The sequence below is a fragment of the Stenotrophomonas sp. STEN033 genome (genome assembly GCF_056856655.1).
Genome location: NZ_JBXFWM010000002.1, coordinates 60,137 through 86,149, shown reverse-complemented (window position 1 = coordinate 86,149; position 26,013 = coordinate 60,137). Strand labels below are relative to the sequence as shown.

Here is a 26,013-nt window from a genome sequence, read left to right as displayed (position 1 = left end):
GCCACCTCGGAGATCTACTAAGCCACATTCAAGCAGGAAAGAGCGTCAAGTGTGATGAACGGCCACCAGAGGGCCAAGAGCCAGGATTGGTAAAGATCAGCGCTGTCACTTGGGGGGTATTCGATGAAACAGAAAGCAAGACGCTGCTTACCGATGATGGCCTAGATCAAAGAAACAAAATTCGTCCAGGTGACCTTCTGATCTCCAGAGCTAACACGCTGGAGCTCGTTGGAGCTCCCGTGATTGTAAGCACCGTCACTAAGAACCTTTACCTGAGCGATAAGGTTCTGCGCCTTGAGCTCGATGAGGGGCTGCGCGCGTGGGTTCTAACTTGTTTGAGATCAGCATCGGGCCGTCACCAGATTGAAAAGATGGCCACGGGCAATCAGCTCTCAATGCGCAACATCTCTCAAGATGCTCTTCGGTCAATTGAGATACCCCTTCCTCCGCTGAGCGAGCAAGCCCGCATCGCAAACGCACTCAATGGCCTTCTGACTCAGGTCAATACCCTCAAGGCCCGCCTCGACGCCCTGCCCGCGCTGATCAAGCGCTTTCGCCAGTCGGTTCTAAATGCTGCAGTTTCGGGAGAACTGACAGAAGAAATCTCTAGAAAGGACGAGTCAGGTAGTTCGCAACGCACGCCATTGTCCGTCGCCGTGGAAGACATCAGATATGGGACCGCTCAGAAATGCGCTTATGAGGGAGGCCCTACGGGAGTACTTCGCATACCTAATATAAGTGGCTCCGGAATAGATCTGAGCGACCTTAAGTCATCCAGCTTTTCGCCCGCTGAACTGAAAAAGCTCTCATTGAATGCTGGAGATATTGTGCTGATTCGCTCCAATGGAAGCGTAGATTTGGTCGGGAAATCAGCCGTCGTTACTGAGCGCGAGCAAGGACTCCTCTTTGCCGGATACCTCATCCGAGTTCGATTGAAGACAGATGTTGCGGAGCCCGCCTACATAAATTATTGGCTAAAATCCCCAGAAGCCCGGATTTCAATTGAAAATAAAGCAAGATCAACCAGCGGGGTCAACAACATCAATAGCCAAGAGATCCTATCTCTGGAGTTGATGATTCCCACACTTGCGGAGCAAAGGAAAATTGTCAGGCGCGCAGACCAGCTCTTCGCCTTCGCCGACCAACTAGAAGCCCGCCTGACCGATGCCCGCCAGCGCGTCGATGCGCTGACCCAAAGCATCCTCGCCAAGGCTTTCCGTGGCGAGCTGGTGCCGCAGGATCCGAATGACGAACCGGCCAGCGTGCTGCTGGAGCGCATTGCCGCCCAGCGTGCCGCCGATCCAAAACCCAAGCGCGGCCGAAAGGCTGCAGCACACTAACCACATCAGCCAGGCTGAGGGGAGCCACACATGACTACATTCGACAGCACCAAACTGCCGCTCAAGGAGCTGCTCAAAGACATCGTCCAGGGCAAGATCCAGCTGCCGGATTTCCAGCGCGGCTGGGTTTGGGATGACGAGCACGTCCGCAGCCTGCTGGTCAGCCTTGGTCGCTCGTTCCCGGTGGGCGCGGTGATGCTGCTGGAAACCGGCGGGAACGTGCGCTTCCAGGTGCGTCCCGTGGAAAACGTGCCCGAACAGGGGCTGCTTGCACCCGAGCAATTGATCCTGGATGGCCAGCAGCGCCTGACCACGCTCACCCAGGTGTTGAGACTCGATGGCCCGGTGCAGACCCGCAACGAGAAGGGCCGTGACGTACAGCGCTTCTACTACATCCATATTCCGACCGCATTGGAAGGCCCGGACCGCCTGGACGATGCAATCATCGCCACCGACGAGACCCGCCAGCAGCGCAGTGAATTCAAGCGCAAGCTGGACCTGGACCTGTCCAGCCGCGAACTGGAATGCCAGCACCTGTACTTCCCCTGCTCGGCCATCCTCGACCCGATGACTTGGCTGCAGGATCTGTACCAGCACAACCCGGCGGCGGTTGCACAGTTCTTCGAGTTCAAGAAGGCAGTGCTGGATGCCTACAACGAATACCAGTTGCCGTTGATCGTGCTGAAGAAGGAAACCAGCAAGGAAGCGGTGTGCCTGGTGTTCGAGAAGGTCAACACCGGCGGCGTTCCGTTGTCGGTGTTTGAACTGGTCACCGCCAGCTACGCCGCCGACGGCTACAACCTGCGTGATGACTGGTATGGCAGCGCACAACGCAAAACGCTGTCGCGCTACAAGCGCATGAAGAATGCCGAAGCACTGCTCGAAACGGTGCAAAACACCGACTTCCTGCAGTCGATAACCTTGTTGCACACCTTGCAGCGTCGTCGCGAAGACATTGCCGCCAATAAGCAGGGAAAGAGCATCGCACCGGTAAGTGCAAAGCGCTCCGCCGTGCTGGAGCTGCCGTTGGAAGCCTACAAGCAACGCGCCGACGCACTGGAAGGCGGCTTCATCCAGGCCGCAAGGTTCCTGCGCGATGAATGCGTCAGGCAGACCCGTGACCTTCCCTATCGCACCCAGTTGGCACCTTTGGCCGCGGTCATGGCCGAACTTGGGCCGAACCGCTGGCGCGAGCCACGCATCTACCAGAAGCTGGCCTCCTGGTACTGGTGCGGCGTGCTGGGTGAGCTCTACGGCGGCGCAGTGGAAACCCGCGTCGCAAACGATGTTGAAGATGTATTGGCCTGGCTGGATGACGACAGCCAGGTGCCGCGCACCGTACAGGATGCAAACTTCCAGGCCGACCGACTCAAATCCCTACGCAGCCGCCTGAGTGCTGCCTACAAAGGGGTCAATGTTCTGGTCCAGCGCGCAGGTGCCAAGGATTTCTACTGGAAGTCCACCATCCGCGAACTGGATGCCGACGAAGTAGCACTGGACATCCACCACATCTTCCCGCGCGACTGGTGCATCAAGCAGGGCATCGAAGCCAAGGTGTACGACTCCATCATCAACAAGACCGCGATTTCCTACCGCGCCAACCGCAAGATTGGCGGTGCAGCGCCCTCGCACTATCTCAACGCCCTGCAGCAGGACAAACAAGTGCAGCTGGGTGACGCCGAGATGGACCAGGTGCTGCAAAGCCATGGCATTCCAAGTATCGCCATGCGCAGCGATGACTTCGATGGGTTCTATGCGCAACGTTCCGAAGGCCTGATGTCGCTGATCAAGGCCGCGATGGCCAAGATCAGCTCGGACAATCAGCCGTCTGGCTCCAACTGAAAATTATTGATGTCGGCAACTGTGGTGAGCGTCGCGCTCACCGCAGCGCCGTCACTGGCACGACTCACGTAAAGAGAATTCATCATGAGCATGGAAAGCACTGCGCAACCGCTGGACATCTGCGGCAACGATTACCTCGTCGATCGAATCTTGGCGGCACTGCCCAGCGATGTTCGCGGACTCCTGTTCAACCTGACGGATGGCGAGGATGGGCGACTGGCTACCGGCTCCGCTGTCAAAAAACTATGCCAGACCATTCTGAAGCACGACACATTGACCAGAGGCGCCGCCGAGGTATTGGTCGCTGAGCTTCAACACTATGGTGGCAATGCCCTGGCCAACGTGGTTCGCGGCTCTGGCATTTCGTATGAGCAGCTGCTTGATGACACGCTCACCTATCTCGGCCATACCGGCCCCAAAGACAAGAAAGTCCAGCTGCTGGAGGAGACCCTTCTGCGCCAGCAGTTGAAGATACTTTGGGAGCACGGAACTGCGGTAGACCAGGAAAAAATTGCGACCACGCTTGAGTGTGAAGCATCGTTTTCAGCTGCAAATACCGCGCTTGATGGAAAAGCAGGGTTGCTGCGACTCGCTCAACTTCTTTGCAGCAGCGATTTCGACACTGCAGCGCTACACCAGAACTCAAACCTCCTGGAAAACGCAAGTGGAGGCGCCGGTGCGGCCATTGGTGGCTTTCTTGGGTTTGCTGCGGGCAAAGTTGCGGGGCGCAAGCTTCCACCCAGCGTGAAGGGCAAGCTGAACAACATTGTTTCTTCTCACCGTGTAACGTTGCCCTGTATCAATCATCTGATTCGCTTGCGGCTTGTTCAACAGTCTGCCGATGCAATGGCTGAGCCAAGCACTGCCGGCAAGGCCTTCGAACCACTGGACATTCCTACCACTGAATCCCTGGTAGTTAAGGACAGCGACGGCGAGCATGCAATTTCGATAATGCAGGCCGCCATCACGGGTATGCCGGCACATGGCCGCAGAATCAATCCAAAAAAGCAGGGCATCAGCCGGCTGTCTTCGTTGATGCAGGCAGCACCTACAGCGTTGACTGCCAACGCGGTCAGCGGCGAAAACTATATGAAGGTCGTTATCAACGGCCCCCTGCAGCTCGCGCGGGATGGCAACGGGTTCCGCGGCTTCAGCCACGATGGCAAGCACATTACCGAACATGCCCGTTTGTTTGAAGGCAACATCAGCGATGTGGTCAACGCTGGCGCCCTGTTCAACGTCGCCTCCTTCGCGCTTGCACAGAAGCATCTGGCGGATATCAGCGCGCGACTGGACCAGATCAAGAAGGACGTGGATAAGATCGCCAGCTTCCAGAAGCTGGAACGTGAGAGCGTCATGAAGGGCGCCATTGAGTACCTCCAGCAAGTGGCCCCCGTGGTTCTTGAGGGCGACTTGAGGCCGGCTATTGAACAGAAACTGGAAGACTACGAATCGGAGCTTCTTGCCAAGCAGAAGCATTTGAAAGCCGAGCTTGATGCCATTCTTGACCAGGTCAAGAACGCGAAAGATGAAGGAAAGTTCGGAATGGGGACATTCCGCGACAAGCTGATCGAGTTGCAGACTGAGTTCCAGGAGTCTGCCAATCAATGGAAGCTTTGTCTGGCGGCGCGCATGATGGCTTGCCGTTTGCTGTGCAGCTTCCCGGGCACCGCGCTCACAGTGAAGGTTCGCGAAAGGGCAATCCGTGAGGACCTCAATCAGATGTTGGGCGAACAAGGGCTTGCCGGGCTTATCGAGGCTGCGCTGAACGCGCATCTTGGAGCGTTCTCCGCATATGGCGACAGCCGCATTGAACTGCAAGCCAGCCGCGAAACCCTCAAGATCATCCAGATGGCAACACTGCCTCCACTTCGGCAGGACGCCCTCCAGCTTCAGCGCGAATTTGATTCATTGATGCTGGAGAACGAAAAGCCAGTGGAACTATTGATTTCTGTACGCGATGGTCAGGTCCAGGAGGCCGTAGTGCTCTGAGACCCGCAGCGTCGCTCAGCGCTAGCACCTTCTCTGGCGCGCCAGCGCAGGAGATGCTTGGGGTGGGGTGATTTGGCTTTTGGGACGCGGGCAAGATCAAAAGTGCCCCCACCCGCCCCCCGCCTTCGCGGGGGCAGGCTCTTCGGGCACCCTCCCCCGCAAGCGGGAGAGGGGACGGTGCTGGGGTTCTGCGGTACTGCTTGCGGCCTGGCATGGCATGGCCGGGTGCCGCGGCAGTCTGCTCCCTCCCTTTGGCCAGGGGCCAAGGGGAGGGTTGGGGAGGGGTGCTTTGGCTTTGGCTTTGGCTTTGGCTTTGGCTTTGGCTTTGGCTTGTAGGCCGCAGCACAAGCAAGATCAAGAGCTCCCCCCACCCGCCCCTTTCGGGGCACCCTCCCCCGCAGGCGGGAGAGGGTACGGCGCTTGCGTCCCGCACTTTGACTCACCCCACCCGCCAAACCCCGCAAACCACAACAAAACCTATCGGGTGAATGTCGGGGAATACACTTTTTCAGCGTTCCGATTCGCGCAGACTGCCTCTCAAAGTGAGGGGAAGCCATGCGTAGCAAGCTGTTTGTGCCCGGCGCACGTCCGGAACTGTTCGACAAGGCCTTGGCCAGTGCGGCCGATGCCCTGTCCTTCGATCTGGAGGATTCCGTCCCCGAGGCTGGCAAACAGGCGGCGCGCGCGGCCATCGCCAGCTTCCTCGCCCGTGCCGACGTGCTTGCCAGCAACAAGCTGCTGATCGTGCGCACCAATGCCACCGACAGCCTGCACTTCGCCGCCGATCTGGCCGCGATGGCGGTGCCCGGCGTGTGGCTGCTCAACATCCCCAAGGTGGAATCGGCCGCGCAGGTACGGCAGGTGGTCGTTGCGCTGGAACGCGCCGAAGCCGCCAATGGCGTCACCCGCCCGATCGGTCTGCTGCTGAACATCGAAACCCCGCGCGGTATGCGTCTGGCCGCCGAGCTGGCTGGTGCACATCCGCGCGTGGCCGGCCTGCAGTTGGGTCTGGGCGATCTGTTCGCGCCCAATGGCATCGCCCGCACGCCGGCCAATGTGCATGCGGTGCTGTTCGCGGTGAAAATGGCCGCCACCGAAGCGGGCGTGTTCGCCTGTGACGGGGCTTGGCCGGATGTGGCCGATGCCGAGGGCTTCCGTACCGAGGCCATGCTCGCTCAGCAGTTGGGCTATATCGGCAAGAGCTGCATCCATCCGCGCCAGGTGGGCCAGGCCAATACGATTTTCAGCGTGCCCGACGCCGAGCTGGACGAAGCGCGGCGCATCGTTGCCGCCGCGCAGGCGGCCAACGATCTGGGCCGCGGTGCGTTCCTGTTCGAGGGCCGCATGATCGATGTGCCCTACCTGCGCCGGGCCGAAGCCCTGCTCGCCGGCGCCCTGCGCGCCTGATCTTTCCACCTGGCGGTTCGCCGCCACGCCGTTCATTACCGGGATTCCATCCATGCCCACGCCCATGGCCACCGCGCTCGCCGCGCTGTCGCACCGCTTCTCGCTCGGCTTCCGTCTGCTCGTCATCACCACTTTGCTGGCGCTGGCCGGCACGGCGGCCGCCGATGAGAGTTTGAATGCAGTGAAGTCCGGCGCGTTGCCGGCCCTGCCGGAGGCCGCGCCGGTGCAGCAGCTGCTGGATGTCGATGGCCGCTTGCTGGCCCGCTCCGGCGACAAGGCCTGGCTGCTGGACAAGAACGGCAAGGCGTGGACGGCCGCCACCGGTATCAGCAACGAGGTGGTGCAGGACATCGTCCGCAACGGCACCAGCACCTGGATATTGACCGGCCCGGATGCGAGTCACAGCAATCAGTTGCAGCAGCTCACGCTCAAGGGCGAAAGCCTCGGCAAGGGGCAGTCGCTGGCACTGCCATCACCACTGAGCAATGCGCATGCAGCCGCCCTGGATGGCGCACTATTCGTAGCCGGTGTCGACGATAGCGGCGTCACCCAGCTGTATAAAAAACCGGCCGATGCCGCGCAATGGCAGCCGCAGCCGATCTGGCCGGGCGCCGCCGCGGTTGTCGCCCTGCAGGCGCAGAAAGGCGCGTTGTATGCGGTGGTCGGTAACAACGGTGCGCAGCAACTGCTGCGCTGGAACGCAGAGAAGGGTTGGCATGAGCTGCCCGCCATCGGTGGCGACGTTGTCCCGGGTTCGCTGCGTGCACTCGGCCAGGCGCACTTGTTGATGCAGGTGACCGACGCGATTGGCAGCAGCCACGCGCGTACCTTCCACACCATCACCAGCGCCTGGGCCGACCTGGCCGATACCGATGCCAACGCACCGCAGGCCAGTGCCAGCTGGGGCAATGGCCTGGCCTGGGCAAATGCCGATGGCAGCCTGCACACCTTTGAACTGCAGAGCGGCAAGCACCTGCTGGGCTGGCTGGACTGGTCGGTGATCATCATCTACCTGGCCGCGATGCTGGGCATGGGCGCCTACTTCTACTTCCGCGAGAAGCGTGCCAGCACCGCTGACTTCTTCGTCGGTGGCCGCAGCATTCCGTTCTGGGCAGCGGGCGTCAGCCTGTACGCCACCAACACCAGTTCGATCAGCTTCATCGCCATTCCGGCCAAGGCCTTCGAGACCAACTGGCAGTACCTGACCAACAACCTGATCGCGGTGCTGGGCCTGATGTTCGTGGCGGTGTGGATCGTGCCGCTGCTGCGTCGCCTGGATTTGATGAGCGTGTTCTCCTATCTGGAAACCCGCTTCCATCCGGCCATCCGCATGCTGGCCAGCGCGCTGTGCATCGTCATGCAGATCGGCGCGCGCATGAGCGTGGTGCTGTTCCTGCCGGCGTTGGCCATCGCCACCATCACCGGCATCAGCGTGGTGTGGAGCATCATGATGATGGGTGTGTTCACCATCCTCTACACCGCGATGGGCGGCATGAAGGCGGTGATCTGGACCGACTTCGTGCAGGTGATCGTGAAGATGGGCGGCGCGATCTTCGCCATCCTGTTCATCGTGTGGACGCTGAAGGGTGGCTTCGGTGAATTCGTCAGCACCGCGGCGATGGAAGACAAGACCAAGCTGTTCGATTTCAGCTTCGACCTGACCAAGGCCACGGTGTGGGGTTTCATCTTCCTGGTCGTGTTCGACGTGGTGCTCACCTTCCCCAAGGACCAGGTGCTGATGCAGCGCACCCTGGCCACCAAGTCGGACAAGGAAGCCGGCCGTTCTATCTGGGCCTTTGCCGCGATCATGATCCCGGGCGGGTTCATCTTCTATGGCATCGGTACCGCCTTGTGGGTGTTCTACAAGAACAACCCGCAGCGCCTTGACCCGCTGCTGCCGATCGATGCGACCTTCCCGCTGTTCATCGCCGCCGAACTGCCGCCGGGCGTCACCGGCCTGATCATCGCCGGCGTGTTCTCCGCCGCCATGGCCACGCTGTCGAGCATCATGAACAGCGTCGCCACGCTGATCTCGGTGGATTTCTACGAGCGGCTGGCCAAGAACCCCACCCCGCGCAAGAGCGTGCTGTTCGCCGAGATCTCCACGGTGATGGTCGGCCTGACCGCGATTGGCCTGGCGCTGATCATGACCCGCTACGACATCCACTCGCTGTTCGACGTTTCCATCGAACTGGCTGGCCTGCTCGGCGGTGGCTTTGCCGGTGCCTATACGCTGGGCATGTTCACCCGCCGCGCCAATTCGCAGGGTGTGGCGATTGGCGTGGCCGCCAGCATCGTGCTGACCTTCGTGGCCTGGTGGTTCAACCTGGTGCACCCGTACTTCTACCTGGCCATCTCGATCTTCCTGTGCATCGTGATCGGCTATGTGGCCAGCCTGTTCTTCCCGGCGCCGCAGCGCTCGCTGAAGGGCCTGACCATCTACAAGCAGGATGCGGTGTGAAGACCGGTCTGCACGCCGCTGCGGCCCTGCTCCGCGGCGGCGTGACGCCAGATCCGGCAAAGACCATGACGTTGGTCGGATCGCGCCGCCGCGCCCGCTGGTGTAGTTTGGCGCGCAGCTGAGAGGTCTAATCGCGTGGAAACCCAGTTTCTCAATACCTTTGTCACCGTGGTCGACCGTGGCTCCATGGCCGCGGCGGCGCGCATGCTGCACATCACCCCCGCCGCCGTCGCCCAGCAGATCCGCACGCTGGAACGCGAGCTGGGCGCCCCGTTGATCGCCCGCGCCGGCCGCACCGTCAGCGTCACCGAGGAAGGTGCGCGCATCCTGCAGCGCGCGCGCGACCTGCTGCGTGGCGTGGCCGACCTGCGCAGCGTCGCCAACGAAAGCGGCATGGCCGGCGAACTGCGGCTGGGCGCCTGCCCTACCGCGCTCGGTGGGCTGGTGCCGGACATCCTGGCGCGGATGGTGGCCAAGTTCCCCGAGATCAACGTCTTCATCAAACCCGGTTATTCGGCCGACCTCTATGGCGCGGTGGAATCGGGTGACCTGGATGCGGCGATGGTGCTGCAGGCACCGTTCTCGCTGCCCAAGACCTGCGACTGGCAGCTGCTGCGCGAAGAGCCGCTGGTGGTGCTGGCACCGGCGCGCCTGGCCGGCGCCGACCCGCACCAGCTGCTGCGCGAGGAACCGCTGATCCGCTACGACCGCCACGAATGGGGCGGCCGCCAGGCCGACGAATACCTGCGCAAGGCCGGCATCGTGCCGCGTGAACGGTTCGAGCTGAATGCGCTCAATGCGATCGCGGTGATGGTGGATCGCGGGCTGGGCGTGTCGCTGGTGCCGGATTGGGCCAAGCCGTGGCCGGAAGGAATTTCGGTGGTGCGCATTCCCCTGCCCGAACCCAGCGAGCCACGCCGCATCGGCATGGTCTGGTCGCGTTCCTCGGTGCGCCTGCGCCAGGTCAATGTGCTGTTGGACGAGGCGCGTACGGCGCTGCTGCAGCCTACCGACTGAGCGCAATGCCCGTGTAGTGCCGAGCCATGCTCGGCAGGGGCATTACCCGTAGATCCCCTGTAGTGCCGAGCCATGCTCGGCAGCGGCGTTCCCGGTACTGTTGGATATCCTGGCACGGCCTCTTGCCGAGCATGGCTCGGCACTACAGGTGGGTTTCCCGGCAAAGCCCCTGCCGAGCATGGCTCGGCACTACCGGTGCAAAGGCCAATCGCAACAAACCCTAGGCTTTGAACATACACAGGTGCGCTTCTATCGCGCCGGGGCGCCGCCTAGGCTTCGCCCAACGTCGGAGTTGCGTCCGGTGCCCGCCTGGCCGGGGACCGAAAACAGCAAACGGCAGGATCAAAGGGGCGCTAGTCCCCGTCGCATTCTGGCTCTGCCGGCTCCCAGGCCGGTCGCGTCACACATTCAAACCTGGGGGAGAGAACAACATGATCAAGCCACTTTCGGCCGCCATCAGCGCCGTGCTGCTCGCCAGCGCGATGAGCCCGGCCTTTGCACAGGACGCCGGCGATGCCGCCACCAACCTGGACCAGGTGATCGTCACCGGCAGCCGCACCCCGGTCGCCATCGAGAAGGTTCCTGGCGCCGTCACCCTGGTGACCCAGGAGCAGGTGCAGCGCACCCTCAACCTGACCGAAGACGCCACCGCCGTGCTCGCACGCATGGTGCCTGGCTACTCCGAATCCTCGCAGGCGATGAGCAACTCCGGTGAGACCCTGCGCGGCCGCATCGCGCTGCGCCTGTTCGACGGCGTGCCGCAGGGCTCGCCGCTGCGCGAAGGCAACCGCAATGGCACCTTCACCGACATGGGCGTGATCGGCCGCATCGAGGTCATCAACGGCCCGTCCGCCGCCGAAGGCATTGGTGGCGCCGGTGGCGTGATCAACTACCTGTCCAAGAACCCGGAAGTGGATGGCCACCAGACCATCATCAACACCCGCTACGGCACCCAGTTCAAGGACAACAGCGACCAGAGCAAGATCGGTGTCACCCACACCTACCGTGGTGATGCGGCTGACTTCCTGATCAGCGGCGCCTATATCGACCGCGGCATCTCCTATGACGGCGACGGCCGCCGCGTTGGCCTGAACACCTCCGGCTCGCTGTCCGACTCGTACAGCAAGAACCTCTTCGTGAAGGGTGGTTACAACTTCGGCGAAGACCAGATGCAGCGCATCCAGGCCAGCTACAGCAACTTCCACATCGGCGGCAAACACAACTACATCCCGGTGGAAGGCTGCCGCTTCGATCCAGTGGAGTGCCCGAACCCCACCACCAACACCGCCGAGAAGGGCTCCATCGCTGGCTCGCTGGCCGAGTTCAACGATTTCGAACAGTTCGCGGTGAAGTACACCAATGCCGATTTCTTCGGCGGCGACCTGAGCGTTGATGCCTACTGGGCCGAGCAGGCCATGCGCTACGTGCCGGAGAACGGCGCCGATCGCCAGCTGACCAAGCCGGCTCCGCCAGAAGCCGAGCGCATCTGGGACCAGTCGGAAATCAACAGCGAGAAGAAGGGCCTGCGCTTCGGCTACGCCTATGGCGACCTGTTCAAGGTCGAAGGCCTGCGCCTGCGTGCCGGCCTGGACATGGTCGAAGACACCGCCGAGCAGCGCCTGGCGTTGACCAACCGCCTGTGGGTGCCGCCGATGAAGTACACCAGCCTTGCGCCGTACGCGCAGCTGAGCTGGGACATCGGCCCGGTGACCCTGGATGCCGGCATCCGCCGCGAGGACGGTGAGCTGAAGATCAACAGCTACACCACCGTTGCCTACCGCGACAACACCCCGGTGCAGGGCGGCAAGATGGATTACAAGGCCAACATGCCCAACTTCGGTGCGATCTGGCGCATCAACGACCAGTGGTCGGTGTTCGCCTCGTACTCCGAAGGCTTCGGCATCGCCAACGTCGGCATCCCGCTGCGCAACATCCAGGCCAACAGCCCGTGCAAGGCCGTGTCCTGCATCGCTGACCTGCAGCCGCTGATCACCGAGAACAAGGAAATCGGCGTCAACTGGCGTGGTGCCAAGGGCCAGGTGGGTGCATCGGTATACCGTTCCACCTCGGACTACGGCTCCAGCCTGACCATCGACCCGGTGACCGAAGACTTCATCCTGACCCGCGCACCGGTCGAGATCGAAGGCTTCGAGTTGAACAGCGCCTGGACCTTCAACGAGCACTGGAAGGCCACCTTCCTGTACTCGCGCATCCGTGGCCAGACCCAGTACTACCCGGGCTCGGGCCTGAAGAAGGAAATGGGCATCCTGGACATCTCGCCGGACAAGGTGAATGCCTCGCTGACCTGGACCCCGACCGATACCCTCAACGCCACCCTGGGCGTGAGCAAGACCTTCGACCGCGATCTGCGTGAGACCTTCACCAATCCGGCCAACGGCGACGTCTATGCCAACGAAGAGAACACCTATGGCTACGCGCTGTGGGACCTCAGCGTGAACTACGACACCGGCCGCTTCGGCCAGCTGTCGCTGGGCATCGAGAACCTGTTCGACAAGCAGTACGTGCTGACCTGGTCGCAGCTGCCGGGCTGGCAGAACTACTTCTCCGGCCGCGGCCGGATGGTGTCGCTGTCGCACACCATCAAGTTCTGATAGCTGCAACTTGAAGACGGCGCCACAGGCAACTGTGGCGCCGTTTTTGTGTTTGATGTTTGTTGTTTGTGGGAGCGGCGTAAGCCGCGAAGCTGGAGAAGCATCCGCTCCCGCACATCCTGCAGTTGCAGATTCCTCGTCGCCGGAACGGTCGTCTGCTTCGCGGCTTACGCCGCTCCTACAGAAGCAACGGCTGCAGCAACAAGAAAACCTTTCTTGTTGCGCCGCAAGAAAAAACCACAGCTTGTTTCAAGCAACAAAACCTCACGTCTGAAGCAAGCCCCCCCGCCTTCAATGCCCCCTTGTGCACGCCTAGGCTGCTGTTGTCGGGGAGTTGCGTCGGGAGGGATGCAGCAGCCAACAGAAGTATCGGAATGTCGCGCTGCGCGGCAGTAGTTCATGCACGTCTTATCTAAAACAAAAACGAGATAAACAACATGAAGAAGGCACCGGTAGTGTTGGGGGTTCTGGCTCTGGCCGCTGCGATCAGCAGCAGCGTGCAGGCCCAGCAGATGCAGGCAGCAGACGAAGAAGACAGCCGCAGCGCCGACAAGCGCGCGCAGGACAGGAAAGCCACCGAGCTCGACCGGGTCATCGTCACCGGGGTGCGCGCGCCCAAGGCAGTGGACAAGATTCCCGGTGCGATCTCGATCATCACCCCGGAGGAGATCAAGCAGTCGCTGATCATCACCGAGGACAACACCGCAGTACTGGCACGCACCATTCCCGGCTATGCCGAATCCTCGCAGGCGATGACCAACTCCGGTGAGTCGCTGCGTGGGCGCATTCCGCTGCGCCTGTTCGACAGCATCCCGCAAGGCTCACCACTGCGCGAAGGCACGCGCAACGGCACCTTCACCGACATGGGCGTGATCGGCCGCATCGAAGTGATCAACGGCCCATCCGCCGCCGAAGGCATCGGCGCCACCGGTGGCGTGATCAACTACATCTCCAAGGTGCCGGAACAGATCGGCAGCGAGACCACCATCAATGCGCGCTACCAGACCCAGTTCAACGACGACAGCGTCGGCTGGAAGCTGGGCCTGAGCCATGCGATCAAGCAGGACAACTACGACTTCCTTGCCAGCGTCTCGCAGCTGGAGCGCGGCATGGCCTATGACGCCAAGAACCGCAGCATCGGCATGAATTCCAGCGGTTCGCTGGCCGATTCGCAGTCGCGCAACCTGTACATGAAGGGCGGCTACAACTTCGGCGAGGACGGCGAACAGCGCCTGCAGGCCACGTACAGCAACTTCAACATCGGCGGCAATGGCGACTACATCCAACTGGTCGGCTGCAAGGGCCCGAACGACTGGCCGCCCTGCGACACGCCGGTGCCGAATACCTCGATCAAGGGCCACATCGACGGCCAGCGCGATGCGCTCAACAAGTTCATCCAGTACAGCCTGCAGTACACCCACAGCGATTTCTACGGCGGCACGCTCGACCTGGTCGGATACCAGGCCAAGCAGGGCATGCGCTTCCTGCCGGAGAACGGTGCCGACCGCCAGCTGGTGAAGCCGGCACCGGCCGATGATGCCGACCGCATCTTCGACCAGTCCGAGATCCAGTCGCGCAAGAAGGGCCTGCGTACCTCGTGGACACGCCCCAGCATCTTTGGCGTGGACGGATTGGAGCTGCATACCGGCGTGGACTTCGTGCAGGACGTGGCCGAGCAGCGGCTGGTGATGACCGACCGCGTCTGGGTGCCGCCGATGGATTACCGGAGCGTCGCCCCGTATGCGCAGCTGTCCTGGGATATCGGCCCGGTCACGGTCAGCGGCGGCTTCCGTCGCGAGAACGGTGAGCTCGACATCGACAGCTATACCACCGTCGTCTACCGCAACAACTCCTTCGTCGAAGGCGGCACCCTGGACTACACCGCCAACCTGCCCAACATCGGCGCGATCTGGCGCGTCACCGATGAGTTCTCCCTGTTCAGTGCCTACAGCAAGGGCTTCACCCTGCCTGACATCGGCATCCCGCTGCGCAACGTGAACTACCCGGGCCAGACCGTGGCCGGCATCCTCGACCTGCAGGCGATCATCGTCGACAACATCGACATCGGCTTCAACTGGCGTGGTTCGCGCGGTGCGCTGAGTGGCAGCTGGTACCACTCCACCTCCGACTTCGGTGCATCGCTGGAAGTGGACCCGCTGACCAGCGACTTCATCATGACCCGCGCGCCCACCGACATCAAAGGCATCGAGCTCACTGGCGAATTCCGCTTCACCGACACCTTCAAGATCACCGGCCTGTACACGCACCTGCGCGGCTACACCTCGTTCTGGGGCCCCGACCCGCAGGGCCGCTACGATGCAGGTCCGATGAAGAAGCCACTGGGCATCTTCGATGCGACGCCGGACAAGATCAACGTCGCGCTGGTGTGGAAGGCATTGCCCAACCTCGACGCCACGCTCGGTGCCAGCATGTTGCGCGACCGCCACCTCACCGGCGCGGCGGTGCGCGAGTACGACGGCGAAGAGTACGACTACGACGAAAAGATCAACGGCTACACGTTGTGGGACCTGGGCGTGAACTATGATTCCGGGCGCTTCGGCACGTTCTCGCTGGGCGTGGACAACCTGTTCAACAAGTACTACATCCTCAGCGGCTCGCAGGGCGATGGCTGGCAGAACTACTGGGCCGGTCGTGGTCGCGTGGTGTCGCTGAGCTATTCGTATACGTTCCGCTGATGAACGCAGGAGTGCACGCCATGCATCAATCCATCGCAACACCGCGCAGCCGCCGCTGGCTGCGCCGTGGCGCCGCACTCCTGCTGTGCCTGTCCGCACCGCTGCTGCACGCTGATGAGCGCTGGCAGCGGCTGGATGGTTTCCTGCAGACCAGCACCGCACCGGGCCAGTTCCCGGGCGCGGTGGCGCTGGTGGAGCACGATGGCCGCATCGTGTTCCAGCAGCACTACGGCCACGCCGACAGCGCCGGCAAGCGGCCACTGCAGGGCGACAGCATCTTCCGCATCTATTCGATGACCAAGCCGGTGACCTCGGTCGCCGTGCTGATGTTGCTGGAGGAAGGCAAGCTGTCGTTGGACGATCCGCTGGCGCGCTACCTGCCCGAGTTCGCCGACCGCACCGTGGTGACCGGTGGCGATCTGCAACATCCGCAGACCGAAGATGCACCGCGTGCGATCACCCTGCGCCATCTGCTCACCCATACCAGCGGCTTCGCGGCGGCGCCGGACACGCACCGGGTGGCGACCAAGCTGCTGACCGCGGCCGATGTCGACAGTGCAACCTCACTGCAGGACGTTGCACGCCGCCTGTCCACACTGCCGCTGGCCGACGCGCCCGGCACCCACTTCCATTACGAGGGCAGCAATACCGAACTGCTGGCGCGCGTGGTCGAGGTGGTCAGCGGGCAACCGTTCGCGCAGTTCCTGCAGCAACGCATCTTCAGCCCGCTGGCGATGCACGACACCGGCTTTGAAGTGCCGTTGGCGCAGCGTGGCCGCGTGGTCGAGCTGCCAACCAGCAACGACGATGGCAGTCTGCGCGTGGCTGACACGCTCAGCGCGCGTAACCCGGGCGTGCGCCTGAAGGGCTATGACAGCGGTGCCGGCGGCCTGTACTCCACCGCCGCCGATTACCTGAAATTCGCCCATATGCTGCTCGATGATGGCCGCAGTGGGAAGCAGCAACTGCTGTCGCGCAAGACCGTCGATCTGATGATGAGCGACCAGCTCGGTGGCTTCGAGCCGGCCATCAGCAGCTATGGCGCGGGCGAAGGTTTTGGCCTGGGCGGCTATGTCATCACCAACCCGGCTTACCGCGGCAAGCTGGGCAGCGTCGGTCAGTTCGGCTGGTCCGGTGCGGCGTCCACCTACTTCACCATCGACCGCAAGGAGAAGCTGGTGGCGATCCTGCTGATGCAATACCTGCCCAGCGGTGACAAGGCGCTTGCTTCACCGTCCACCCGTTTCTACAACCTCGTTTACCAGGCCATTCCATGAGTTCCACCGTTCTTGTCGCCGGCTCGGCCAATCTCGATTTCGTGGTGCGCGCGGCGCATGTGCCGGCACCGGGCGAGACCGTGCTCGGCCGCGAATTCCGCACCTTTCCCGGCGGCAAGGGAGCAAACCAGGCCGTTGCCTGTGCGCGTGCGGGTGGCACTGCCACGCAGATGCTGCTTGCGCTGGGTGCCGATGACTTCGCCAAGCCGATCGAGGCCTCGCTGCACGCTGCCGGCGTGCAGCTGCATGCGGTGCGTGACGCGCAGCTGCCTACCGGCACTGCCTTCATCTGCCTGTCCGATGACGCCGAGAACGCGATCACCGTCGCACCCGGCGCCAATATGGCCTTGCTGCCCGCGCACCTGCCGTCGCTGGATGGCGTGCAATGGCTGTTGCTGCAGCTGGAGTCGCCGCTGGCCTCGGTGCAGGCCTATGCCGCCGCCGCGCGCGCGGCCGGGGTCAAGGTAGCCCTGAACGCCGCCCCGGCGCAGGTGTTGCCGGCCGAACTGCTGGCACAGCTGGACATGCTGATCGTCAACGAAGGCGAGCTGGCCGTGGTGGCCGGCAACCCGCCGGACCTGGCCAGCGGGCTGGCACGCATCGACGTCCCCTGCGTGATCGTCACCCTCGGCGCCCGTGGCTGCCTGGCACGCATCGATGGCCAGATTCTGGTGCAGCCGGCGTTCTCGATTTCGCCCGTTGATACCACCGCCGCCGGCGATACGTTCTGCGGCACCCTGATCGCCCGCCTGGCCCAGGCAGAGCCGCTGCAGCAGGCCCTGCTGGCCGCCAGTGCGGCCTCGGCCCTGGCCTGCACCCGCCTGGGTGCACAATCAAGCATCCCCGACCATGCCAACGTGCAGACCCTGCTGGCCGATGCCAGCCGCCTGCCCGGCGCCGACGCCCACGCCGCGCTTGCGGCCTGGTGCGCGCTGTAAGCCTTACCTCTCCCCCGTTTTAGCTGGATGACCACCATGACTTCGCCCTACCCCGCGCCCGATTACGACACCGATTCCCCCGATTACGGGCGTGAGGCGATCCACACCGAGTACAAGTTCTCGCACGTCACCACCGGCCGCTACCTGCCCACCCCGGGCAAGGCACCGGCTTGGCCGTTCGCCGACATCGGCAGCTGGATGATCGATGCCAATGCCAGCGCCGCCGACTGGTTGACCGAGCTGAAGGACTGGCGCCAGGAACACCTGGTGCGCATCGGCTATACCGACGTGAACTACCGTCGCCCGGAACTGCAGTGGGCGCAGCGCAACTTCGTGCACGCGCAGATGATGGTCGAGGACCGCTATTTCTTCGACGTGGAAACCGCGCAGTACACCGTCGACAAGTACCTGGACGATCTGATCGAACGCTTCGGCGGCCTGGACTCGGTATTGATCTGGTACATCTACCCGAACATCGGCATCGACGACCGCAACCAGTTCGATTTGGCGCACACCCTGCCGGGCGGCCTTGAAGGTTTGACGGCTGCGGTGAAGGCATTCCAGAAGCGCGGCGTGCGCGTGTTCCTGCCGGCCAAGCCGTGGGATCACGGCACCCGTGACCCGGGCGTGACGCATTGGGACGGGCTGGCCGAGATCATCAAGGCCACCGGTGCCGACGGCATCAACGGCGACACCTTCAACGGCGTGCCGCGCGCGTTCTTCGATGCCTGCGACGCCAAGGGCAACCCGGTGGTGGTGCAGCCGGAGTCCACCATCAGCTCGGAAGAGCAGCTGATCTGGAACGTACAGAGCTGGGGCAAGAAGGCACCCGACGGCCCGGTGCCGCCGGTGTCCAAGTGGAAGTGGCTGGAGCCGCGCCACATGGTCAACTACGAGAACCGCTGGGGCCGCAACCGCAACCACGACCTGCAGTACTGCTTCTTCAACGGCATTGGTTACAACGCCTGGGAAAACATCTGGGGCATCTGGAACCAGTTCACCGCGCGCGATGGTGAAACCCTGCGCCGCATTGCCGCCATCTACCGCCAGTTCCCGGCCCTGATCGTTTCGATGGACTGGGAGCCCTACCAGGTCTGCTACCAGGGCGGCATCTTCGCCAGCAAGTTCCCGGTCGACGGCCAGTGCCTGCATACGTTCATCAACCGCAACGAGTACGCGGTCAATGGTGAGCAGATCGGCCTGCCGCATGTGGACGGTACCCGTTACTACGATGTCTGGCACGGCGTGGAGCTGTCACCGGCGGTGCGTGATGGCCTGGCCATCATCGAACTGCCGATGGAAGCACGCGGCTTTGGTGCGGTGCTGAGCGTGCAGGCGGGCGTTGCCATTGAAGGCCTTGATGCGTTCCTGATCGAAGCTGCCAAGCGCGCAGAGCAACCGCTCAATAGTTTCTCCGGCGCATGGAAGGCAATCCCGCAGCAGCTGCGCGAGAATCCCGCCACTACCTCGCAGGCGACCGCGCCGCAGGGCATGGTCACCATCCCGGCGGGCGAGTTCGTGTTCGCCGTTGGCGGTGTCGAGATCGAAGGCTTCAACTGGGCCGGCCAGGACGTGCAGTTCCCGTGGGAAGACTGCCCGCGCCGCCATCACCGCAAGCTGATGCAGATGCCCGCGTTCCACATCGACCGCCATCCGGTCACCAATGCGCAGTTCAAGGCCTTCATCGACGCCACCGGCTACCACCCGGCCGATGACATCAACTTCCTCGCCCATTGGGTGGATGGCGCACCGCGCGCCGGCTGGGACAACAAGCCGGTGATCTGGGTGTCGCTGGAAGATGCGCGTGCCTACGCTGCGTGGGCCGGCAAGCGCTTGCCGCACGAATGGGAATGGCAGTACGCCGCGCAGGGCAACGATGGCCGAACCTATCCGTGGGGCAACGATTGGGACCAGAGCCGTGTGCCGCAGGTCAACCGTGGCCGGCGCCTGCTGGCCCCGGCCGATGTCGATGCGCATCCGCAGGGCGCCAGCCCGTTCGGCGTCGAAGATCTGGTCGGCAACGTGTGGCAGTGGACCGATGAGTTCAGCGACGAGCACACCCGTGCGGCGATCCTGCGCGGTGGTTCCAGCTACCAGCCGCAGACCTCGCATTGGTATTTCCCGCAGGCCTACCGCCTGGACCAGCACGGCAAGTACCTGCTGATGGCACCGGCCAAGGACCGCAGCGGCATGCTCGGCTTCCGCTGCGTGGTGGACGCGGCATGAGTGCGGCCATCACCAGCGGCCAGCAGCTGATCACGCCGGCGGCGGTAAAGCTCGACGGTGTGTTCGGGCAGATGCTCGCCGCCAACCGCAGCGGCCGCCTGAGCCACTTCATCGTCGATGAAGCCAGCCCCTCGATCAGCATCTTCGGCCAGGCGCACAAGCAGCAGAACCAGGAAGGTGACTGGTATGGCGAACATGCCGGCAAGTGGCTGTCGGCCACCGCCCGCGCAGTTGCGCAGGGCGGCCAGCCCGAACTGGAAGCCAACCTGCGCCGTGTCGCCGATTGGCTGATCAGCCAGCAGGATGAAGACGGCTATCTCGGCAACTATGCCGCCGACCGCCGCTTCACCGTACCGCAGCCGCCCAAGCCGGAGAGCTGGAACGGAGAACCGGCGCTGCGCACCTGGGACATCTGGACCCACAGCTACCTGATCCTCGGCTTCCTCGAAACCTGGCGTGCGCTGGGCGATGACAGCTACCTGCAGGCCGCACGGCGCATCGCCGACCTGTGCTGGCAGGCGCTGGAATCGGGCATCGACATCACCACGCTGGGCAACCACCACGGCATGTCGGCGACGGTGCTGCTGGACCCGGCCGCCGACCTGTACCTGGTCACCGGCGAGCCGCGTTATCTGGCCTTGGCCGAGAAGATCCTGCAGCAGGCCAACGCCAACCCGCGCCTGGCCCTGCTCGACAAGGGCATCGCCAACGAAGATGCCGCCTTCATCGCCACCGGCAAGGCCTACCAGCTGTCGTGGAACCTTGTGGGTCTGGCCGAGCTGTACAAGGCCACCGGCAAGGCCGATTACAAGCTGGCCATCGACAACCTGTGGAACAACATCCGCGAGCAGCACCTGACCCTGGGCGGCGGCCCGTGGGGCGGCGTCGCGCATCGCTCGCGCGAGGTGTTCAATGCCCCGCGCACCTTCTTCCCGCAGGCCTATGTGGAAACCTGCTCGGTGCTGGCGTGGATGCAGCTCAACCGCGAGCTGCTGGCCATCAGCGGCCACGCGCGTTACGCAGACGAGCTGGAACGCACCGCCTACAACGACCTGTTGGCGGCAATGGCGCCGAACGGCGAGGACTGGTGTTACTACACCTTCCCCAACGGCAAGCGCGTGCATACGACCTACTGGCGCTGCTGCAAGTCCTCCGGTGCAATGGCGGTGGAGGAGCTGCCGCAGGTGGCCTATGGCGTTGCCGCCGACGGCGGATTGCGGGTGAACCTGTACGGCGCCGGCGAAGCCACGCTCCAGCAGGCAGACGCCGGCACGGTGGTGCTGCAGCAGCAGACCCGCTATCCGTTCAACGGCGAGATCAGCCTGCGGGTGATGCCCGAGCACAGCGCCAGCTTCGGCATCGGCTTGCGCATCCCGGCCTGGGCCGAGGATGCACGCATCCAGGTCAACGGCATCAACGTGCCGGTGCAGGTTGGTACGGATGGTTACGTGCAGCTGCAGCGCCAGTGGCAGGCCGGCGATCTGGTCAGCGTGCAGCTGCCGATGCAGCCGCAGCTGCACCGTGCCGCCAACATCAATGTGCAGGAATCGCGCGCGCCCGACGGTTCACCGGTAGCGCAGGAAGTGCTGCGCTGGGAATACGTCGGCTTGAGTTACGGCCCGCTGGTCTATGCAACCACGCTGATCGATGGCTTCAAGACCGATGAAACAGTGAAACTTCCAGAAGGTGATCCTTCGCGCTGGCTGCAGGTGGGCCAGGACGACGGTGAAGGCGCGCCGGTGACGATGCAGCTGCAAAGCCGCGCGCCGCTGGTATTCGAGCCCTACTACCGCTGTGGTGGCCGCGAACACGACGTCTGGCGCCTGAGCTGGCTGTCGCTGGCCCCGCAATAAGCCTGTCACCGCTGCCTGTAACCGGAAACTGTGAAGGCAGCGGTGGTTTTGAAGGCGATGACACCGCGATACCTGCTTTTTGTCCTCGCTGAAAATACCCGCACGATATGTTTCTTCCCATCCACCGGGAGGAAACTGCAATCAAGGATTCGAGTGCAGCCCATGTCAGCAAGCAACAACCCATCTCCGTTCGACATCGCCCAGCGCGATGGTGCCCGTGGCCCGCTCAGCGGCGTGCGCGTGCTGGACCTGAGCGCCTATATCGCCGGGCCGTACGGCTGCACCCTGCTGGCCGACCAAGGCGCGGAAGTGATCAAGGTGGAACCGCCGGTTGGTGACAACCTGCGCAAGTACCCGTCCACGCTGGAGGCCGAGAGCCGCGCCTTCCTCGGCGTGAACCGCTCCAAGCGCGGCGTGGTGCTGGACCTGAAGGAAGCCGACCAGCGTGCGGTGCTGATGCGCCTGGTGCGCGAGGCCGATGTACTGGTGCACAACTTCCGTCCCAGCGTGCCGGCGCGCCTGGGCATCGATTTCGACAGCCTGAACAAGATCAACCCGCGCCTGGTGTACTGCGCGGTCACCGGTTACGGCGAGGACGGTCCGCTCAAGGACAAGGCCGGCTACGACCAGGTGCTGCAGACCATGACCGGCATGTGCGCGATGCAGGGCAAGCCCGGCGGCGCGCCGGAGATCCTGTACGGCTCGGTGGTCGACTACTACGCCGCCGCGCTGGTGGCTGCCGGTGTGTCCTCGGCCTTGTTCGAGCGTGAACGCAGTGGCGAAGGCCAGTACGTGGGTGTGTCGCTGCTGCGCAGCGCGCTGACCATGCAGTCGGCACGGATGATCTGGGCCGAAGGCGAGCCCGAAGGCGTGGGCCGCGACATGCGCTCGGGCGGTGTTACCGGCATCCACCCGACCGCGCAGGGCCATCTCTACATCTCGGCCAATACGCCGCGCTTCTGGCAGGCGTTGTGCGACAAGATCGGCCTGCCGGCAATGGGCAGCGATCCGCGCTACGACACCGTGCGCAAGCGCGCCGAGCATTCCGACGAACTGCTGGCCAAGCTGCATGCAGCACTGGCTGCACGCGGTGCGCTGGAATGGGAAGCGCTGTTCGGCGAAGAAGTGCCGTGCGCGGCCGCGCGCAAGGTCGAGGACATGTTCGAGCACCCGCAGGTGCTGGCCGAAGACATGATCACCACGCTGCAGCACCCCTTGCTGGGCAGCTACCGCGGCATCACCCGTCCCATCGTGTTTGGTCGCACCCCCGGCCCGCAGCCATTCGCCGCGCCGACCTTCGACCAGGACACCGCCGCTGTCATCGCCGCCGTCGATGATGGCGACATCCCCGCCTGATCCGGAGCACCTCATGAGCACTGCATCCAAGCTCGCGCAGCTGCGCGAACTGTCCGTCGTCGTCGCCGATACCGGCGATTACGACGCCATCAAGCGCCTGCGCCCGGTCGACTGCACCACCAACCCGACCCTGGTGAAGAAAGCCCTCGACCTGCCGGTCTATGCCGGTCTGATCGAGCGTGAGCTGCAGTGGGGCCGCGCCCAATCCGGTGACAAGCAGGCCATCGCCAATGCCGTGGTTGACCGCCTGACCGTCGGCGTCGGCACCATGCTGGCCGAACTGGTACCGGGCCGCGTGTCCACCGAGGTGGATGCCGACCAGGCCCACAACACCGAGGCCACAGTGGCCAAGGCACGTGAGTTCATCGCCATGTACGAAGCGGCCGGCGTGCCGCGCAGCAAGGTGCTGATCAAGATCGCCGCCACTTGGGCCGGCGTGGAAGCCGCACGCGTACTGCAGGCCGAAGGCATCGACTGCAACCTGACCCTGATCTTCAACCCGACCCAGGCCCTGGCCTGCTCGGAAGCCGGTTCCTTCCTGATCTCGCCGTTCGTCGGCCGCATCCTGGACTGGTACGTGGCCAACGGCCAGACCCCGGCCAGCATCGACGAAGACCCGGGCGTGGTATTCGTGCGCGGTGTGTTCGCCGAGTTCAAGCGCCGCGGTTCCAGCACCGTTGTCATGGGTGCGTCGTTCCGTTCGACCGCGCAGATTGAAGCGCTGGCTGGCTGTGATCGTCTGACGATCTCGCCGGATCTGCTGGAGAAGCTGGATGCTGATTTCGGTGAGCTGCCGCGCAAGCTGGTGGCCGGTGCTGCTGAAGCGGTGAACGTCGCTGCGATTGATGAAGCGAAGTTTGATGCGGATATGACCGCTGATCCGATGGCTACGGAGAAGCTGGCCACCGGTATTGAGGCGTTTGCGAAGGATCTGCAGATCTTGCGTCAGCGGATTGCTGATGAGTTGGGCGGCTGACAGCCAAAGCAATGCCCGATTACTCCCTTCTCCCGCCTGCGGGAGAAGGTGCCCCGAAGGGGCGGATGAGGGGAGCTTCTAAAGCTTTAAAAGCTTTTGCTCCACGTGCTCTAAAAGCGCCCTCACCCCAACCCCTCTCCCGCATGCGGGAGAGGGGCTTTCAGATTGCATGCTTCTTGCAGCTTTCACCACGCTTTTCGACACCCGGCTCCCTCTCCCTCGTGCCGGGGTCACCGCAGCCGGCCCCCTGTGCCTGGTTGCGGCTTTTCTCCCTCAGCGCGAAATCATCTCGATGAAACGCGCTACCCGTGTGTACGGTGGCCGCAGCAGATCACTGCCGGCCCGGCGGGTCTGCCACAACACAGGCAAGCGCTTGCTCATCGCATCGAAGCCGGCCTTGCCGTGGTACGCGCCCATGCCGCTTGCGCCAACACCGCCAAACGGCAGGCCATTGATCGCGAAGTGCAGCAAGGTGTCATTGACGGTGACGCCACCGGCAATGGTCTGGCCGACGATCTTTTCCACCGTCGCCTTGTCATGGCTGAAGGGGTACAGGGCCAAGGGCCGGTCGCGGCCATTGATGGTGGCGATGGCCTCGTCCAGCGAGCGATAGCTGCGGATCGGCAGGATAGGTCCGAAGATCTCGTCCTGCATCACCGTCGCGTCATCGCCCGGTTGCAGGATCAAGGTCGGTGGGAACAAGCGCTCGCGCCGCGACCGCTCCGCATCGATATCGGCCAACGGCAACACCTGCAAGCCGCGCGCACGCGCGTCATCCACATAACCCTGCAGGCGTTGGTACTGACCTTCGTTGATGATGCGGCTGTAATCGGCCGCATCGCTGAAGTCGCCGTAACGCAGCCGCACCTGCGTGCGCAGCGCAGCAACGAGCTCATCAACCCGCGCTTCGTCGATCAGCACATAGTCTGGTGCAATGCAGGTCTGGCCAGCATTGAACCACTTGCCGGTCGCCAGTCTTGCGGCCGCTCCATCCACTGGATAATCCGCTGCCACCAGCGCCGGCGATTTGCCGCCAAGCTCCAGGGTCAACGGCGTAAGATGCTGCGCGGCAGCCGCCATCACCTTGCGGCCAATCGCGGTGGAACCGGTGAACACCAGATGGTCGAACGGCAGGCCAGAGAACGCCGAGGCCACACTGGCATCACCCTGCACCACCGCCACCCGATCAGCGGGAAATACCTCGGCCAACAAAGACTGCAGGAACGCTGAGCTATTCGGTGTGTGCTCGGACGGCTTGAGCATCACATGGTTGCCAGCGGCTATCGCCGTCGCCAATGGCACCAGCGCCAGATTCACCGGGTAATTCCATGGCGAGATCACCCCGACCACGCCCACCGGCACCGGCCGCACCTGCGCCCGCGCCGGCCAGAAGCGCCAGCCCACGCCGATCCGCTCCGGCTTCATCCAGCTGCGCAGGTGCGAGAGCAGGTGATCGATTTCACCCGTGACGGTCATGCCATCAGCGATCACCGATTCGTGTTTCGAGCGATGGCCGAAATCAGCGGCGATCGCCTCGGTCATCTCTGGAATGCGCGCTTTGAATGCGGCACGCAGACGACGCAGATCATCGCGGCGCTGCGTGTAGTCCGGTTTGTTCTGCTGCCAGGCGCTGCGCAGTTGCGTCAGCCGCTGCTGCAGCGTGTTTGAACCATCGGTCTGTGGATCCATGGTGCCTCCCCTAGATCAGCGGTCAATGTAAACCCAGCTGCGAGCCGACGTGAAGCACCGTTGGAGTGATGTGCTGCGCAAAGTCGGGAGCGAGAGCGGTGGAGCTACCCCTCCCCAACCCTCCCCTGCGCGTTGCGCAAGGGAGGGAGCGAAGCAAGTGACCTGTCAGCCCCCCGTGCACGCCGCTTTTGCCCCCTCCCTTGCGCAACGCGCAGGGGAGGGCTGGGGAGGGGTGCTCTTCGTGAGTAGTTGGTCCGTGCGCATCATCCAGAAGCCGCCCCTGCGCTTGCCTGCCCCGCGCAGTGGGTGCTAGAAGAGATCATGCAGGTTC

At 63.3% G+C, this 26,013-nt stretch carries 15 protein-coding genes; 14 read left to right on the top strand and 1 reads right to left on the bottom strand.

Features of this window, described 5'->3' with window-relative positions; translation table 11 throughout:
* Positions 1-86 precede the first annotated feature (86 nt).
* The 14 genes from AC1VXC_RS01460 to AC1VXC_RS01395 all read left to right on the top strand — a co-directional run bounded on the left by AC1VXC_RS01460 (position 87) and on the right by AC1VXC_RS01395 (position 23,993).
* Complete coding sequence (locus AC1VXC_RS01460) at positions 87-1,340, top strand: restriction endonuclease subunit S (RefSeq protein ID WP_481538371.1); 1,254 nt, start codon at positions 87-89, stop codon at positions 1,338-1,340.
* 30 nt (positions 1,341-1,370) lie between these two features.
* A complete protein-coding gene (locus tag AC1VXC_RS01455) occupies positions 1,371-3,182 on the top strand; it encodes a GmrSD restriction endonuclease domain-containing protein (RefSeq protein ID WP_481538370.1) in 1,812 nt (603 codons plus the stop codon).
* An 84-nt stretch (positions 3,183-3,266) separates the two neighbouring features.
* Positions 3,267-5,174, top strand: coding sequence for a YaaW family protein (locus AC1VXC_RS01450; protein ID WP_481538369.1), 1,908 nt, complete (start codon positions 3,267-3,269; stop codon positions 5,172-5,174).
* Positions 5,175-5,729: 555 nt separating this feature from the next.
* The gene (locus AC1VXC_RS01445; RefSeq protein ID WP_481538368.1) at positions 5,730-6,581 is read left to right on the top strand and encodes an HpcH/HpaI aldolase/citrate lyase family protein; all 852 of its coding nucleotides are present in this window, start codon (positions 5,730-5,732) and stop codon (positions 6,579-6,581) included.
* 52 nt (positions 6,582-6,633) lie between these two features.
* A complete protein-coding gene (locus tag AC1VXC_RS01440; RefSeq protein ID WP_481538367.1) occupies positions 6,634-9,042 on the top strand; it encodes a sodium:solute symporter family protein in 2,409 nt (802 codons plus the stop codon).
* 135 nt (positions 9,043-9,177) lie between these two features.
* Positions 9,178-10,059, top strand: coding sequence for a LysR family transcriptional regulator (locus tag AC1VXC_RS01435; protein ID WP_312915795.1), 882 nt, complete (start codon positions 9,178-9,180; stop codon positions 10,057-10,059).
* A 431-nt stretch (positions 10,060-10,490) separates the two neighbouring features.
* Positions 10,491-12,671 (top strand): TonB-dependent receptor, encoded by a 2,181-nt coding sequence (locus AC1VXC_RS01430; protein ID WP_313172723.1) that lies wholly within the window; start codon positions 10,491-10,493, stop codon positions 12,669-12,671.
* Between the two features lie 437 nt (positions 12,672-13,108).
* Positions 13,109-15,367 (top strand): TonB-dependent receptor, encoded by a 2,259-nt coding sequence (locus AC1VXC_RS01425; protein ID WP_481538366.1) that lies wholly within the window; start codon positions 13,109-13,111, stop codon positions 15,365-15,367.
* 20 nt (positions 15,368-15,387) lie between these two features.
* Positions 15,388-16,644: a serine hydrolase domain-containing protein gene (locus AC1VXC_RS01420; protein ID WP_481538365.1), complete on the top strand. Its 1,257-nt coding sequence runs from the start codon at positions 15,388-15,390 to the stop codon at positions 16,642-16,644.
* Positions 16,641-17,582, top strand: a complete 942-nt coding sequence (locus AC1VXC_RS01415) for a ribokinase (RefSeq protein ID WP_481538364.1) — start codon at positions 16,641-16,643, stop codon at positions 17,580-17,582. Before AC1VXC_RS01420 ends, AC1VXC_RS01415 begins: the two co-directional genes overlap by 4 nt.
* A 36-nt stretch (positions 17,583-17,618) precedes the next feature.
* Positions 17,619-19,808 carry a formylglycine-generating enzyme family protein gene (locus AC1VXC_RS01410; RefSeq protein WP_481538363.1) on the top strand — a complete coding sequence of 730 codons (2,190 nt, stop codon included), beginning with the start codon at positions 17,619-17,621 and terminating at the stop codon, positions 19,806-19,808.
* Positions 19,805-21,661 carry a glycoside hydrolase family 127 protein gene (locus AC1VXC_RS01405; RefSeq protein WP_481538362.1) on the top strand — a complete coding sequence of 619 codons (1,857 nt, stop codon included), beginning with the start codon at positions 19,805-19,807 and terminating at the stop codon, positions 21,659-21,661. Before AC1VXC_RS01410 ends, AC1VXC_RS01405 begins: the two co-directional genes overlap by 4 nt.
* A 162-nt stretch (positions 21,662-21,823) precedes the next feature.
* On the top strand, positions 21,824-23,017 hold the full coding sequence (locus tag AC1VXC_RS01400; protein WP_313172736.1) for a CaiB/BaiF CoA transferase family protein: 1,194 nt from the start codon (positions 21,824-21,826) through the stop codon (positions 23,015-23,017).
* A gap of 13 nt (positions 23,018-23,030) precedes the next feature.
* Positions 23,031-23,993 (top strand): transaldolase, encoded by a 963-nt coding sequence (locus tag AC1VXC_RS01395; RefSeq protein ID WP_313172738.1) that lies wholly within the window; start codon positions 23,031-23,033, stop codon positions 23,991-23,993.
* Between the two features lie 273 nt (positions 23,994-24,266).
* On the opposite strand, the gene AC1VXC_RS01390 is transcribed toward AC1VXC_RS01395, so the two are convergent.
* On the bottom strand, positions 24,267-25,682 hold the full coding sequence (locus tag AC1VXC_RS01390; protein WP_313495174.1) for a coniferyl aldehyde dehydrogenase: 1,416 nt from the start codon (positions 25,680-25,682) through the stop codon (positions 24,267-24,269).
* Positions 25,683-26,013: the final 331 nt, after the last annotated feature.